Raw genomic sequence first — 12272 nt, 5'->3', positions numbered from 1 at the left:
CATGGCGACCCAGGTCCGCACCGGGCTGATCGCGCGCAAGCTCGGCATGACTCGGCTGTTTAATGACGACGGCTCTACGACGCCGGTGACGGTGCTGCATCTCGATGCAGTGCGTGTCATCGCGCAGCGCACCGCGGAGACCGATGGCTACACCGCTCTTCAGGTGGGCATCGGCAAGGCGAAGCCGAAGAATGTGACGAAGGCCAACCGCGGTCACTTCGCGAAGGCCGGCGTCGAGGCTCCGATGAAGCTCACCGAGTTCCGCGTGGATGCCGAGGCGCTGATCGCCGCGGGCACCGTGCTTTCCGGCGCGCATTTCGTGACGGGCCAGAAGGTCGACGTGACCGGCACTTCGAAGGGCAAGGGATTTGCCGGCGCCATGAAGCGCTGGAACTTCTCGGGTCTCGAAGCCTCGCACGGCGTGTCGATCAGCCACCGTTCGCACGGTTCGACCGGCAACCGCCAGGATCCGGGCAAGACCTTCAAGAACAAGAAGATGGCCGGTCATCTCGGTGTCGAGCGCATCACCACGCAGAACCTCGTGATCGCTGGTCACGATGCCGAGCGTGGCCTGCTGCTCATCAAGGGCTGCATTCCGGGTTCCGCCGGCGGCTATGTGCTGGTGCGTGACGCCGTGAAGCGCGCGCGTCCCGCCGATGCGCCGTTCCCCACGGCGACGGTCTAAGGGTAGGACAATGCAAGTTTCCGTCATCACGCTGGACAATGCGCAGGCCGGCGAGGCCGAGCTGCCGGACGATCTGTTCGGCGCCGCTCCCCGCGCTGACATCATGGCCCGCGTCGTCCACTGGCAGCTCGCAAAGCGCCGCGCGGGCACGCACAAGGTCAAGGGCATGGGCGAAGTGTCCGGCACGACCAAGAAGCCGTACCGCCAGAAGGGCACGGGTTCGGCCCGCCAGGGCTCGCTCCGCGCTCCGCAGTTCCGCAAGGGCGGCGTGGTGCACGGTCCGGTCGTTCGCGACCATGGCTACTCGCTGAACAAGAAGGTGCGCCGCCTCGGCCTCATCTCCGCGCTCAGCCAGAAGGCCGCCGACGGCAAGCTCATCGTGCTCGACACCGCGACCGCGGACGAGAGCGCGAAGACCTCCGCCATGGCCAAGCGCGTCAAGGCGCTGGGCTGGACGAAGGCGCTCGTCATCGACGCGACCGTGGATGCCAACTTCCTCCGCGTGCTGCGCAACCTCCCCGGTCTGGACGTGCTGCCCACGATCGGCGCGAACGTCTATGACATCCTCAACCACGATGTGCTGGTCCTGACCCGCGCTGGCGTGGAAGCCCTGAAGGAGCGCCTGGCATGAGCGCGACGTTCAGCAAGCCGAAGGCCGCGCCGGCCATCAGCAAGGAGCGGATGTACCAGTGCATCCTCTCCCCGCTGGTGACCGAGAAGGCGACCCTCATGAGCGAGGTCGGTCAATACGCGTTCCGCGTGGCGATCGACGCGTCCAAGCCCGAGATCAAGCAGGCGATCGAAGGCCTGTTCGGCGTGAGCGTGCTCGCGGTGAACACCTTGCTCGTCAAGGGTAAGACGAAGCGCTTCAAGGGTCGTCCCGGCAAGCGTTCTGACTGGAAGAAGGCGATGGTGCGCCTGGTCGAAGGCCAGAGCATCGATCTGACCACGGGGCTCAGCTAAGCCATGGCGCTCAAGCATTTCAATCCGACCACGCCGAGCTCGCGCGGCACGGTCCTGATCGACCGGTCCGGCCTGTGGAAGGGCAAGCCCGTGAAGGCGCTGACGGAGGGCAAGAGCCACTCCGGCGGTCGCAACAATCACGGCCGGATCACCGTCCGGTTCCGTGGGGGCGGTCACAAGCAGTCCTACCGCATCGTCGACTTCAAGCGCCGCGCGAAGTGGGGCATCCCCGCGACCGTCGAGCGCATCGAGTACGATCCGAACCGCACGGCCTTCATCGCGATGGTGAAGTACCAGGACAACGAGATTGCCTACATCCTGGCGCCGCAGCGCCTCAAGGTGGGTGATGTCGTGGTTGCCGGCGACAAGGTCGACATCAAGCCGGGCAATGCGATGCCGCTGGGTTCGATCCCGGTCGGGACCGTGATCCACAACATCGAGCTGAAGCCGGGCGCCGGCGGCAAGGTCGCGCGCTCCGCGGGCACCTTCGCGCAGCTGGTGGGCAAGGATGCCGGCCTGGCGCAGATCAAGCTGATGTCCGGCGAAGTGCGCGTCGTGCGCGGCGAGTGCATCGCCTCCATTGGCGCCGTGTCCAACCCGGACAACAGCAACCAGGAGCTGGGCAAGGCGGGTCGCAGCCGCTGGCTCGGACGCAAGCCGCATCAGCGCGGCGTTGTGATGAACCCCGTCGATCACCCGCATGGTGGTGGCGAGGGCCGGACTTCCGGTGGCCGTCATCCCGTGACGCCGTGGGGCAAGCCGACCAAGGGTGCGAAGACGCGCAACAACAAGCGGACGGATCGCAATATCGTGCGCCGCCGCAACGCGACGAAGGGCTGATCGCGATGCCGCGCAGTGTATGGAAAGGGCCGTTCGTGGACGGCTATCTGCTCGCGAAGGCGGAGGCCGCCCGGTCGTCCACCCGCAACGAGCTCATCAAGACCTGGTCGCGCCGCAGCACGATCCTGCCGCAGTTCGTCGGACTGACGTTCGGCGTCTACAACGGCAAGAAGTTCCTGCCGGTCCAGGTTTCCGAGAACATGGTTGGCCATAAGCTCGGCGAATTCTCGCCGACGCGGACCTTCGGTGGTCACTCGGCCGACAAGAAGGCGAAGCGGGGCTAAGCCATGAGCAAGCCGAAGCATGCCCGCGGGCTCGCGGATTCCGAGGCGCAGGCCATCACGCACAACATCCGCGTGAGCCCGCGTAAGCTGAACCTCATTGCCGCGATGATCCGCGGCAACAAGGTCCAGGAAGCAGTCGCCACGCTGGCGTTCAGCAAGCGCCGCATCGCGCAGACGGTGAAGAAGACGCTCGAGAGCGCGATCGCCAACGCCGAGAACAACCACCAGCTCGACGTCGACCGCCTGGTCGTCGCCAAGGCGGAAGTGGGCCGTTCGATCGTGATGAAGCGCTTCGCTGCACGTGGCCGCGGCAAGTCCTCGCGCATCGAGAAGTGGTTCAGTCACCTCAAGATCGTCGTGGCTGAGCAGCAGGCGCCGGCGGCGTCGAATGAAGTGGGGGCCGCATAATATGGGTCACAAAGTCAATCCGATCGGCCTGCGGCTCGGCATCAACCGGACCTGGGACAGCCGCTGGTTCGCGGACCGTGGCTATGCCAAGCAGCTGCACGACGACCTGAAGCTTCGCGAGACGCTGAAGGAGCGGCTGAAGTCCGCCGGCGTGTCGAAGGTGGTGGTGGAGCGTCCGGCCAAGAAGCCGCGCGTGACGATCCATGCCGCTCGCCCCGGCGTCGTCATCGGCAAGAAGGGCGCCGACATCGACAGCCTCCGCAAGGAGCTGTCGGCTCGTGCCGGCGCCGAGGTCTCGCTGAACATCCTCGAGATCCGCAAGCCGGAGCTCGATAGCGTTCTCGTGGCCGAGAGCATCGCCCAGCAGCTGGAGCGCCGCGTGGCCTTCCGCCGTGCGATGAAGCGCGCCGTGCAGTCCGCCATGCGTCTGGGCGCCCTGGGCATCCGGATCAACTGCTCCGGCCGTCTGGGGGGCGCCGAGATCGCGCGTATGGAGTGGTATCGCGAAGGCCGCGTGCCCCTGCACACGCTTCGCGCCGATATCGACTACGGCGTGGCGACGGCGAAGACGACCTACGGTACATGCGGCGTGAAGGTCTGGATCTTCAAGGGCGAGATCATGGCCCATGATCCGAGCGCACAGGACAAGCGCGCTCAAGAACAAGCGCCGCAGCGTTAAGGTGAACTGAAATGTTGCAGCCGAAGCGTACCAATTACCGGAAGGCCCACAAGGGCCGGATCAAGGGCGTTGCCAAGGGCGGCTTCACGCTGTCCTTCGGTGGCTATGGCCTGAAGGCTCTCGAGCCGGAGCGCGTCACTGCGCGCCAGATCGAGGCCGCTCGCCGCGCCATCACGCGCGCCATGAAGCGCGCTGGCCGCGTGTGGATCCGCATCTTCCCGGACGTGCCCGTCTCGACCAAGCCCGCTGAAGTCCGCATGGGCTCGGGCAAGGGCGCGCCGGAATTCTGGGTGGCTCGGGTGAAGCCCGGCCGCATCATGTTCGAGATCGACGGCGTGCCGCTCGAGACGGCCAAGGAGGCACTGACGCTCGGCGCCGCCAAGCTGCCGATCCGGACCAAGATCGTTGCGCGCCTCGGCGGCGCGGAGGCCTAGTAATCATGAGCAAAATCGTGGATATCCGCACCAAGTCGGAGGACGAGCTCGGCGGCATGCTGATCGACCTTCGCAAGGAGCAGTTTAACCTTCGTTTCCAGCGTGCCACCGGGCAGCTGGAGGCGACGGGCCGCATTCAGGTGGTCCGTCGTGATATCGCCCGTGTGAAAACCGTCCTGGCCGAGCGTTCGCGCACGGCCGCCAAGGCATAAGAGGAGACCCCGGCCATGCCGAAGCGCGTCCTCACCGGACGGGTCGTCAGCGACAAGATGGACAAGACGATTACCGTCTTGATCGAACGTCGCGTGATGCATCCGCTCTATAAGAAGTTCATCCGGCGTTCGAAGAAGTACGCCGCGCATGACGAACTCAACCTCTGCAAGGAGGGCGACCTCGTTTCCATCGAGGAATGCCCGCCGCTGAGCAAGCGCAAGTCGTGGCTGGTGATTGCCCGCAACGGCTCGCCGCTCGCCGAGGCGCCGGCCCTTGAAGGAGCTGCGGCATGATCGGCGTTGAAGCCAATCTGGACGTCGCCGACAATTCCGGCGCGCGTCGCGTTCAGTGCATCAAGGTGCTGGGCGGTTCCAAGCGGAAGACGGCTTCGGTCGGCGACATCATCGTCGTCGCCGTGCAGGAAGCCATTCCCCGCGGCAAGGTGAAGAAGGGCTCGGTCGAGCGCGCGGTCATCGTGCGTACGGCCTATCCCGTTCGCCGTTCCGACGGCTCGGCAATCCGCTTCGACCGGAACGCCGCCGTGCTCATCAACAAGGCGGGCGAGCCGATCGGCACGCGCATCTTCGGACCGGTGGTGCGTGAGCTGCGCGCGCGCAAGTTCATGAAGATCATCTCGCTGGCGCCGGAGGTCCTCTAACCATGGCCGCCAAGATCAAGAAGGGCGACCGGGTGCATGTGCTCACCGGTCGCGACAAGGGCAAGCGCGGGGAAGTTCTCCGCGTGATCCCGACCGAGAACCGCGCCGTGGTTCAGGGCGTTCACCTGGTCAAGAAGCACACGAAGCAGACGCGCGTGGGTGAGACCGGTGGCATCGTCTCCATTGAGGCGAAGATCGACCTGTCGAACCTGGCGCTGATCGATCCCAAGACGGACAAGCCCACCCGCGTCGGTTTCCGCGTCCTTGACGACGGAAAGAAGGTTCGCGTGGCCAAGGGCTCTGGTGAGGTGCTCGACGCATGAGCGGGACGAAGAAGGGCAACGCGCCCGGCAACAAGAACAAGCCGGCCTCCAGCGCGAAGAAGCCGGAAGCCGTTGACACGACGAGCCGCCGCGTGGAGGCCGTTCCGGCCGTCGCCGGTCCGGTGAAGGCGGGTCCCGGTGGGCTGACGCGCCTGCAGGAACTGTACAACACGGTCGTGAAGGCGAAGCTCCAGGAGGAGTTCGCCTATCCGAACGTGATGGAGGTTCCCAAGCTCCAGAAGATCGTGATCAACATGGGCGTGGGTGAGGCCGCGGGCGACCAGAAGAAGCTGGACGCCGCCGTTGCCGACCTCACGCTGATTTCCGGCCAGAAGCCGGTCCGCACGCGTGCGAAGAAGGCGATCGCCGGCTTCAAGATCCGTGAAGGCCAGGCGATCGGCTGCAAGGTCACGCTCCGCAAGGCGCGCATGTTCGAGTTCCTGGACCGCCTGGTCACGATCGCGCTCCCGCGCGTTCGCGACTTCCGCGGCATCCCGGGCAACCGTGGCTTCGACGGCCGGGGCAACTATGCTCTCGGCATGAAGGAGCAGATCGTGTTTCCCGAGATCAACTATGATAAGGTTGATCAGGTGCGCGGCATGGATATCGTGTTCGTCACGACGGCGAAGACGGACAAGGAAGCCAAGGCTCTGCTGAAGGCTTTCGATCTCCCCTTCGTCAACTGAATCATTGGAAAACCGCCGGCTGGCAGCCGGCAGGTTCCGGAGGACCATAGACCAAATGGCCAAGACCTCTTCCGTCGAGAAGAACAAGTATCGCGAGAAGCTCTCGGGACAGCACGCCAAGAAGCGCGCTGCCCTGAAGTCGACCGTGATGGACCGCGAGGCTCCCATCGAGGATCGCTTCGAGGCGAGCCTCAAGCTCGCGCAGATGCCGCGCAATGGCGCGAAGATCCGCGTCCGCCTGCGTTGTGAGATCACCGGTCGCCCTCGTGGCAACTACCGGAAGTTTAAGCTTTGCCGCAACATGCTGCGGGATCTGGCCAACAAGGGCCAGCTCCCCGGTGTGGTCAAGGCAAGCTGGTAAGGAGCCCGGCACATGTCTATGTCCGACCCGTTGGGCGACCTGCTCACCCGCATCCGCAACGCGCATGGCGCCCGGCAGACGCGTTGCGTCGCGCCCGCCAGCCGCCTCAAGACCGACGTGCTCGACGTCCTCAAGCGTGAGGGCTACATCCGCGCCTGGCGCGTGGAGGAACTGCGCGCCGGCATCAGCCAGATCGAGATCGAGCTGAAGTATTCCGAGGGCGAGCCCGCCATCAAGGAGATCGCGCGCGTGTCCAAGCCGGGCCGTCGCGTCTACTCCAAGATCAAGGAGCTGCCGAAGTTCTACAACGGCCTCGGCATCCAGATCCTGTCCACGCCCCGTGGCGTGATGAGCGATAGCGAGGCCCGCGCTGCCAATGTTGGCGGCGAAGTTCTCTGCCGCGTATTCTGAGAAGGGGGCCGATATGTCACGCGTTGGTAAATATCCGGTCCCCATTCCTGCAGGCGTCCAGGTCTCCCTGGCCGGCCGCACGCTGGTGGCCAAGGGCAAGCTGGGCGAGCTGCGGCTCGACCTGACGGACTCCGTTGACGTGGATGTGCGTGAGAAGGAGGTCGCGATTCTTCCGCGGGGCTCCGACAACCGCAGCCGCACCCTCTGGGGCACGACCCGCAGCCTGCTGAACGGCATGGTCCAGGGTGTTTCCACCGGCTTCGTGAAGTCGATGGAAATCACCGGCACGGGCTATCGCGCCGCGATGCAGGGCAACGACCTCGTGATGAACCTCGGTTACAGCCACGAGATCCGCTACCCGCAGCCGGCCGGCATCAAGATCACCTGCGAGAAGCCCACGACCATCAAGGTCGAGGGAATGGACAAGCAGCAGGTTGGCCAGGTCGCCGCCGTGATCCGCGGCTATCGTGGTCCCGAGCCCTATAAGGGCAAGGGCATCAAGTACGACAACGAAGTCATCCTCCGGAAGGAGGGGAAGAAGAAGTAATGGCCGACAAGATCGCATTGCGGCAGCGCCGCCGCGCTCGTCTGCGCTACCAGCTGAAGGTCAAGGGCGCTGGTCGTCCTCGCCTGTCGGTGTTCCGCTCCGGGCGCCACATCTACGCTCAGGTCATCGACGACGTGGCCGGCCGCACGGTTGCTGCCGCCTCGACGCTCGAGAAGGATCTGCGCGGCGAGCTCAAGACGGGCGCGGACAAGGATGCCGCGACCACCGTGGGCAAGCTGGTGGCCGAGCGCGCGATCGCCGCCGGCGTCAGCGCGGTCGTCTTCGACCGCGGGCCCTTCCTCTATCATGGCCGCGTCAAGGCTCTGGCGGAGGCCGCCCGCGAGGGTGGCCTCTCCTTCTGAGCCGCGGGGAGATCGAACATGGCACGTGAACCGCGCAGTGGCGGCGAAGGCGAGAACCGGGGCCGCGGCCGTGGCCGCGATCGCGACAACAACCGTGGGCCCCAGGCCCATCAGGACGGTGGCGACGAGCTTCAGGACAAGCTGGTCACCATCAACCGCGTCGCGAAGGTGGTGAAGGGTGGCCGTCGCTTCAGCTTCGCCGCGCTGGTCGTCGTTGGCGATCAGAAGGGCCGCGTGGGCTGGGGTAGCGGCAAGGCACGCGAAGTGCCTGAGGCGATCCGCAAGGCGACGGAGCGTGCCAAGAAGGGCATGATCCGCGTGCCGATGCGCGAAAGCCGCACGCTGCACCACGACGTGGTCGGCGAGTTCGGCGCCGGCAAGGTGATCCTGCGTTCGGCTCCGGCCGGTACGGGCATCATCGCCGGTGGCCCGATGCGCGCCGTCTTCGAGACCCTGGGCATGGGCGACGTCGTGGCCAAGTGCACCGGCTCGACCAACCCGCATAACATGGTGAAGGCGACCTTCGCCGCCCTGACGCGGGCGTCCAGCCCGCGCGCGGTGGCGAACCGTCGCGGCAAGAAGGTCGCCGACCTGCTTGGCCCGCGCAAGGATGGTGCCGTCGAGACCGTGGAGGTGACCAATGTCTGAGAGCAAGCAGACGGTCCGCGTGACGCAGATCTCCTCGGGCAACGGCCAGAAGCCGGGCCAGCAGGCGACGCTGGTCGGGCTCGGCCTCAACAAGATCAACCGCACGCGTGAGCTGGAGGATACGCCCGCTGTTCGCGGCATGATCCGCAAGGTTGCGCATCTCGTGAAGGTGGAGGGCTAACCGCGTTGCGGTTGGACCTCTGAAGGACATGGTCATGAAGCTCAACGAATTGCGCGACAACGACGGCGCGCGGCCGAAGTTCAAGCGCGTTGGTCGTGGCATCGGCTCGGGCAAGGGCAAGACGGCCGGCCGCGGCGTGAAGGGTCAGAAGGCCCGTAGCGGCGTGTCGCTGAACGGCTTTGAAGGTGGTCAGCTCCCGATCTATCGGCGTCTGCCGAAGCGCGGGTTCAAGAACATCTTCCGCCTCGAATACGCGACGATCAACCTCGGCACGCTGGAGAAGGCGTTCGAGGAAGGCAAGCTGAAGGCCGGCGAGCCGGTGACCGAAGTGAGCCTGCGTGACGCGGGTGTGGTCCGCCAGGGCAAGAAGTACGTGGGCGTTCGCCTGCTGGGCAATGGCGAGATCAAGCGTGCGGTGCAGATCACGGTCACTGGCGCTTCGGCGGCGGCGATCGCGGCGATCGAAGCTGCCGGCGGCAAGGTGACGCTCCCGGTGGTGGAAGCTGCCGCGGAGTAATTCCGGGCGCGGGGCGCCTATCCGGTCTGGAACGTGGCGCCCCCGGGCATTATCCATAGGCCCGGGCGCATGACGCTCGGAGAAGGATAGACGCATGGCCTCGGCCACCGATCAGCTTGGCAATAGCCTGAACTTCGGCGTTCTCGCCAAGGCGACCGAGCTCAAGAACCGCATTTGGTTCACACTCGGCGCTCTTATCGTCTACCGGATCGGCACCTACGTGCCGGTGCCGGGCGTCGACGCGGCCGTGATGGGCGAAATGCTGCGCCAGCATGGCAGCGGCATCCTCGGCATGTTCGACATGTTCACCGGCGGTGCGCTCGGGCGCATGACGGTGCTCGCGCTCAACATCATGCCCTATATTTCGGCCAGCATCATCGTGCAGCTGATGACGGCGGCCATTCCCAGCTGGGAGGCCCTCAAGAAGGAGGGCGACAGCGGGCGCAAGAAGCTCAACCAGTACACGCGCTACCTGACCTTGGTCATCGCGATCGTGCAGGCCTATAGCATCGGCGTGGGGCTGGAGGCGGTCCGTGGCAATTCGGGTCCGGCGGTCATCGACCCGGGCATGCTCTTCCGCATCTCGACCACCATCACGCTGGTCGGCGGAACGATGTTCCTGATGTGGCTGGGCGAGCAGATCACCGCGCGCGGCGTGGGCAATGGCATCTCGCTGATCATCTTCGCGGGCATCGTGGCGAACCTCCCCTCGGCCCTGATCTCGACGCTGGAGCTCGGGCGGACGGGCGCGCTCTCGACCTTCTTCATCATCTTCTTCCTGACGGCCGCCGTCGGCACCATCGCCTTCGTGGTCTTCATGGAAAGGGCGCAGCGGCGCATCCCGGTGCAATATCCCAAGCGCCAGGTGGGCAATCGGATGTTCGGCGGGGAGAACACGCATCTTCCGCTGAAGCTGAACACCTCGGGCGTGATCCCGCCGATCTTCGCCTCCTCGCTTCTGCTGCTGCCGGCCACCATCGCGGGCTTCTCCACCGACCGCACGTCCGACACCTGGCTGCAGACGATGGCGAACATGCTCGCCCACGGCCAGCCGCTCTACATGGCGCTCTACATCGCCCTGATCGTGTTCTTCGCCTTCTTCTACACGGCCGTGGTGTTCAACCCGACCGAGACGGCGGACAACCTGAAGAAGCACGGCGGCTTCGTGCCCGGCATCCGGCCCGGCCAGCAGACCGCGGACTATCTCGACCGCGTGCTGACACGGCTGACGGTGATGGGGGCGGGCTATCTGGTCATCGTCTGCATCATCCCCGAGATCCTGATCTCGAATTACGGCGTGCCCTTCTACTTCGGCGGCACCTCGCTGCTCATCATCGTGACCGTGACCATGGACACGGTGGCGCAGGTCCAGTCCCATCTCTTCGCGCACCAGTACGAAGGGTTGATCAAGAAGGCTCGCCTCGGCGGCCGCGGCCCCCGTCCGAGATAGACGCGATGACGATGAACCTCATCCTCCTGGGCCCTCCGGGCGCGGGGAAGGGAACTCAGGCCAAGCGACTCGAGGAGCGCTTCGGCCTGGTCCAGATCTCTACCGGCGATATGCTGCGGGCCGAGGTGAAGTCGGGCTCGGCCATCGGTCTCGAGGCCAAGGCGATCATGGAGCGCGGGGAGCTGATCCCCGACTCGGTGATCACCGCCATGCTGGCCGCCCGCGTGGAGCAGCCTGACGCGGCCCGTGGCTTCATCCTGGACGGCTTCCCCCGCACGACCCCCCAGGCCGAAGCCCTGGACGTCATGCTGGCGGGCAAGGGCCTGGTGCTCGACCATGTGATCGAGCTCCAGGTCGACGACGCGAAGATGGTCGAGCGGATCTCGGGCCGCTATACCTGCGCCAAGTGCGGCGAGGGGTATCACGACACCTTCAAGCAGCCGAAGACCGCGGGCGTCTGCGACGTCTGCGGCGGCACGGAATTCACGCGGCGCGCCGACGACAAGGCCGAGACTGTGGGGGCCCGCCTGGCCGCCTACCACCGGCAGACGGCGCCGTTGCTGCCCTACTACGAAGCGCAGAATAAGCTGCGCAGCGTCGACGGCATGGCGGAAATGTCCGCCGTGACGTCGGATTTAGAGAGGATTCTGACCTCGGGTGCTTGACGGACAGGAGGGGTTGGGCCTAAGTCCCCGCCTCTCACGGGCGCGGCGTGCAAGGCACGTTTCGGCCGTGTTTCGCTTTGCTCGATCAGAAAGTATCGCCGCAACACCGGATTCCCGGTGGCGCGGTAACCATTTAGGGGCCGCAAGGCCTGCAGGAGCTGGACCGTGGCGCGCATCGCTGGCGTGAACATCCCCACCAACAAGCGCGTGGTGATCTCGCTGCGCTATATCTATGGCATCGGTCCGAAGAACGCCGAGCAGATTTGCGAGCAGGTTGGCATCCCCGCCGAACGCCGCGTGAATCAGCTCACCGATGACGAGATCATGAAGCTGCGCGAGGTTGTCGATCGTGATTACCGCGTCGAGGGTGACCTTCGTCGTGAAGTTGCGATGAACATCAAGCGTCTGATGGACATGGCCTGCTATCGCGGCCTGCGTCATCGCCGTGGCCTTCCGGTCCGTGGTCAGCGCACGCACACCAATGCGCGGACGCGCAAGGGCAAGGCCGTGGCCATTGCCGGCAAGAAGAAGGTGACGAAGTAAGATGGCGCGCCCACCCAATGCCTCGAACCGCCCTCGCAAGAAGGAGCGCAAGAACATCAGCTCCGGCGTGGCGCATGTTCTCGCGACCTTCAACAACACCATCGTGACCATCACGGACGCGCAGGGCAATTCCATTGCCTGGTCGTCCTCGGGTTCGAAGGGCTTCAAGGGCAGCCGCAAGAGCACGCCCTATGCCGCGCAGATGGCCGCCGAGGACGCGGGCATGAAGGCGCGCGAGCATGGCATGGAGACCGTCGAGGTCATGGTGTCGGGTCCCGGTTCGGGCCGCGAGTCGGCTCTCCGCGCGCTGCAGACCGTGGGCTTCCACGTGACGGCGATCCGCGACGTGACGCCGATCCCGCACAACGGCTGCCGCCCGCGCAAGCGCCGGCGGGTCTGATCCAAACGGCGGCC

General features: G+C 65.5%; 24 protein-coding genes. All 24 read left to right on the top strand.

The window, feature by feature from the left end; translation table 11 throughout:
* Position 1: 1 nt before the first annotated feature.
* Positions 2-685, top strand: a complete 684-nt coding sequence (rplC, locus tag ACO057_RS05695; protein ID WP_421989508.1) for a 50S ribosomal protein L3 — start codon at positions 2-4, stop codon at positions 683-685.
* 10 nt (positions 686-695) lie between these two features.
* Positions 696-1316 (top strand): 50S ribosomal protein L4, encoded by a 621-nt coding sequence (rplD, locus tag ACO057_RS05690; RefSeq protein WP_421989506.1) that lies wholly within the window; start codon positions 696-698, stop codon positions 1314-1316.
* 35 nt (positions 1317-1351) lie between these two features.
* Positions 1352-1648 carry a 50S ribosomal protein L23 gene (locus ACO057_RS05685; RefSeq protein ID WP_421989540.1) on the top strand — a complete coding sequence of 99 codons (297 nt, stop codon included), beginning with the start codon at positions 1352-1354 and terminating at the stop codon, positions 1646-1648.
* A 3-nt stretch (positions 1649-1651) separates the two neighbouring features.
* The gene (gene rplB / locus ACO057_RS05680) at positions 1652-2488 is read left to right on the top strand and encodes a 50S ribosomal protein L2 (RefSeq protein ID WP_421989504.1); all 837 of its coding nucleotides are present in this window, start codon (positions 1652-1654) and stop codon (positions 2486-2488) included.
* Positions 2489-2493: 5 nt separating this feature from the next.
* Positions 2494-2772: a 30S ribosomal protein S19 gene (rpsS, locus tag ACO057_RS05675; protein WP_131550993.1), complete on the top strand. Its 279-nt coding sequence runs from the start codon at positions 2494-2496 to the stop codon at positions 2770-2772.
* Positions 2773-2775: 3 nt separating this feature from the next.
* A complete protein-coding gene (rplV, locus tag ACO057_RS05670) occupies positions 2776-3180 on the top strand; it encodes a 50S ribosomal protein L22 (RefSeq protein ID WP_421989501.1) in 405 nt (134 codons plus the stop codon).
* Position 3181: 1 nt separating this feature from the next.
* A complete protein-coding gene (rpsC, locus tag ACO057_RS05665) occupies positions 3182-3859 on the top strand; it encodes a 30S ribosomal protein S3 (protein WP_421989499.1) in 678 nt (225 codons plus the stop codon).
* A gap of 11 nt (positions 3860-3870) precedes the next feature.
* Complete coding sequence (gene rplP, locus ACO057_RS05660) at positions 3871-4293, top strand: 50S ribosomal protein L16 (protein WP_421989497.1); 423 nt, start codon at positions 3871-3873, stop codon at positions 4291-4293.
* 5 nt (positions 4294-4298) lie between these two features.
* Positions 4299-4505: a 50S ribosomal protein L29 gene (gene rpmC / locus ACO057_RS05655; RefSeq protein WP_421989495.1), complete on the top strand. Its 207-nt coding sequence runs from the start codon at positions 4299-4301 to the stop codon at positions 4503-4505.
* 15 nt (positions 4506-4520) lie between these two features.
* Positions 4521-4799 carry a 30S ribosomal protein S17 gene (gene rpsQ, locus ACO057_RS05650; RefSeq protein WP_421989493.1) on the top strand — a complete coding sequence of 93 codons (279 nt, stop codon included), beginning with the start codon at positions 4521-4523 and terminating at the stop codon, positions 4797-4799.
* Entirely contained in the window at positions 4796-5164 is a 369-nt protein-coding gene (gene rplN, locus ACO057_RS05645) for a 50S ribosomal protein L14 (RefSeq protein WP_421989491.1), read from the top strand. The genes rpsQ and rplN overlap by 4 nt, the downstream gene beginning before the upstream one ends.
* 2 nt (positions 5165-5166) lie before the next feature.
* Complete coding sequence (gene rplX / locus ACO057_RS05640; RefSeq protein ID WP_421989489.1) at positions 5167-5487, top strand: 50S ribosomal protein L24; 321 nt, start codon at positions 5167-5169, stop codon at positions 5485-5487.
* 143 nt (positions 5488-5630) lie between these two features.
* On the top strand, positions 5631-6173 hold the full coding sequence (gene rplE / locus ACO057_RS05635) for a 50S ribosomal protein L5 (protein ID WP_421989538.1): 543 nt from the start codon (positions 5631-5633) through the stop codon (positions 6171-6173).
* Between the two features lie 55 nt (positions 6174-6228).
* A complete protein-coding gene (gene rpsN, locus ACO057_RS05630) occupies positions 6229-6534 on the top strand; it encodes a 30S ribosomal protein S14 (protein ID WP_421989487.1) in 306 nt (101 codons plus the stop codon).
* Positions 6535-6546: 12 nt separating this feature from the next.
* Positions 6547-6945, top strand: a complete 399-nt coding sequence (gene rpsH / locus ACO057_RS05625; protein WP_421989485.1) for a 30S ribosomal protein S8 — start codon at positions 6547-6549, stop codon at positions 6943-6945.
* 13 nt (positions 6946-6958) lie between these two features.
* Positions 6959-7492 (top strand): 50S ribosomal protein L6, encoded by a 534-nt coding sequence (gene rplF / locus ACO057_RS05620; protein ID WP_421989483.1) that lies wholly within the window; start codon positions 6959-6961, stop codon positions 7490-7492.
* Positions 7492-7854, top strand: a complete 363-nt coding sequence (gene rplR / locus ACO057_RS05615) for a 50S ribosomal protein L18 (protein ID WP_421989481.1) — start codon at positions 7492-7494, stop codon at positions 7852-7854. Before rplF ends, rplR begins: the two co-directional genes overlap by 1 nt.
* A gap of 18 nt (positions 7855-7872) precedes the next feature.
* Complete coding sequence (rpsE, locus tag ACO057_RS05610) at positions 7873-8502, top strand: 30S ribosomal protein S5 (protein ID WP_421989479.1); 630 nt, start codon at positions 7873-7875, stop codon at positions 8500-8502.
* Positions 8495-8683 (top strand): 50S ribosomal protein L30, encoded by a 189-nt coding sequence (gene rpmD, locus ACO057_RS05605; protein WP_421989477.1) that lies wholly within the window; start codon positions 8495-8497, stop codon positions 8681-8683. Before rpsE ends, rpmD begins: the two co-directional genes overlap by 8 nt.
* A 34-nt stretch (positions 8684-8717) precedes the next feature.
* A complete protein-coding gene (rplO, locus tag ACO057_RS05600) occupies positions 8718-9200 on the top strand; it encodes a 50S ribosomal protein L15 (protein ID WP_421989475.1) in 483 nt (160 codons plus the stop codon).
* A 94-nt stretch (positions 9201-9294) separates the two neighbouring features.
* The gene (gene secY / locus ACO057_RS05595; RefSeq protein ID WP_421989473.1) at positions 9295-10650 is read left to right on the top strand and encodes a preprotein translocase subunit SecY; all 1356 of its coding nucleotides are present in this window, start codon (positions 9295-9297) and stop codon (positions 10648-10650) included.
* Positions 10651-10661: 11 nt separating this feature from the next.
* Positions 10662-11315: an adenylate kinase gene (locus ACO057_RS05590; RefSeq protein ID WP_421989471.1), complete on the top strand. Its 654-nt coding sequence runs from the start codon at positions 10662-10664 to the stop codon at positions 11313-11315.
* A gap of 165 nt (positions 11316-11480) precedes the next feature.
* Positions 11481-11858, top strand: coding sequence for a 30S ribosomal protein S13 (gene rpsM / locus ACO057_RS05585; protein ID WP_131550976.1), 378 nt, complete (start codon positions 11481-11483; stop codon positions 11856-11858).
* Position 11859: 1 nt separating this feature from the next.
* Positions 11860-12258 carry a 30S ribosomal protein S11 gene (rpsK, locus tag ACO057_RS05580; RefSeq protein ID WP_421989468.1) on the top strand — a complete coding sequence of 133 codons (399 nt, stop codon included), beginning with the start codon at positions 11860-11862 and terminating at the stop codon, positions 12256-12258.
* Positions 12259-12272: the final 14 nt, after the last annotated feature.

The organism is Roseococcus sp., from assembly GCF_965227005.1.
GTDB lineage: Bacteria > Pseudomonadota > Alphaproteobacteria > Acetobacterales > Acetobacteraceae > Roseococcus.
The sequence above is the reverse complement of the archived record's forward strand: the minus strand, read 5'-3'. Positions and strand labels throughout refer to the sequence as shown.

What these genes read in the sequence shown, in the direction of transcription:
- rplR (WP_421989481.1), top strand. Translation starts at nt 7,492, where the DNA reads ATGGCCGACAAGATCGCATTGCGGCAGCGCCGCCGCGCTCGTCTGCGC.
- rplD (WP_421989506.1), top strand. Translation starts at nt 696, where the DNA reads ATGCAAGTTTCCGTCATCACGCTGGACAATGCGCAGGCCGGCGAGGCC.
- rplO (WP_421989475.1), top strand. Translation starts at nt 8,718, where the DNA reads ATGAAGCTCAACGAATTGCGCGACAACGACGGCGCGCGGCCGAAGTTC.
- rpsC (WP_421989499.1), top strand. Translation starts at nt 3,182, where the DNA reads ATGGGTCACAAAGTCAATCCGATCGGCCTGCGGCTCGGCATCAACCGG.
- rpmC (WP_421989495.1), top strand. Translation starts at nt 4,299, where the DNA reads ATGAGCAAAATCGTGGATATCCGCACCAAGTCGGAGGACGAGCTCGGC.
- ACO057_RS05590 (WP_421989471.1), top strand. Translation starts at nt 10,662, where the DNA reads ATGAACCTCATCCTCCTGGGCCCTCCGGGCGCGGGGAAGGGAACTCAG.
- secY (WP_421989473.1), top strand. Translation starts at nt 9,295, where the DNA reads ATGGCCTCGGCCACCGATCAGCTTGGCAATAGCCTGAACTTCGGCGTT.
- rpsE (WP_421989479.1), top strand. Translation starts at nt 7,873, where the DNA reads ATGGCACGTGAACCGCGCAGTGGCGGCGAAGGCGAGAACCGGGGCCGC.
- rplX (WP_421989489.1), top strand. Translation starts at nt 5,167, where the DNA reads ATGGCCGCCAAGATCAAGAAGGGCGACCGGGTGCATGTGCTCACCGGT.
- rpsQ (WP_421989493.1), top strand. Translation starts at nt 4,521, where the DNA reads ATGCCGAAGCGCGTCCTCACCGGACGGGTCGTCAGCGACAAGATGGAC.
- rpsN (WP_421989487.1), top strand. Translation starts at nt 6,229, where the DNA reads ATGGCCAAGACCTCTTCCGTCGAGAAGAACAAGTATCGCGAGAAGCTC.
- rplN (WP_421989491.1), top strand. Translation starts at nt 4,796, where the DNA reads ATGATCGGCGTTGAAGCCAATCTGGACGTCGCCGACAATTCCGGCGCG.
- rplB (WP_421989504.1), top strand. Translation starts at nt 1,652, where the DNA reads ATGGCGCTCAAGCATTTCAATCCGACCACGCCGAGCTCGCGCGGCACG.
- rpmD (WP_421989477.1), top strand. Translation starts at nt 8,495, where the DNA reads ATGTCTGAGAGCAAGCAGACGGTCCGCGTGACGCAGATCTCCTCGGGC.
- rpsS (WP_131550993.1), top strand. Translation starts at nt 2,494, where the DNA reads ATGCCGCGCAGTGTATGGAAAGGGCCGTTCGTGGACGGCTATCTGCTC.
- rpsH (WP_421989485.1), top strand. Translation starts at nt 6,547, where the DNA reads ATGTCTATGTCCGACCCGTTGGGCGACCTGCTCACCCGCATCCGCAAC.
- rpsK (WP_421989468.1), top strand. Translation starts at nt 11,860, where the DNA reads ATGGCGCGCCCACCCAATGCCTCGAACCGCCCTCGCAAGAAGGAGCGC.
- rplP (WP_421989497.1), top strand. Translation starts at nt 3,871, where the DNA reads ATGTTGCAGCCGAAGCGTACCAATTACCGGAAGGCCCACAAGGGCCGG.
- rplV (WP_421989501.1), top strand. Translation starts at nt 2,776, where the DNA reads ATGAGCAAGCCGAAGCATGCCCGCGGGCTCGCGGATTCCGAGGCGCAG.
- rplC (WP_421989508.1), top strand. Translation starts at nt 2, where the DNA reads ATGGCGACCCAGGTCCGCACCGGGCTGATCGCGCGCAAGCTCGGCATG.
- rplF (WP_421989483.1), top strand. Translation starts at nt 6,959, where the DNA reads ATGTCACGCGTTGGTAAATATCCGGTCCCCATTCCTGCAGGCGTCCAG.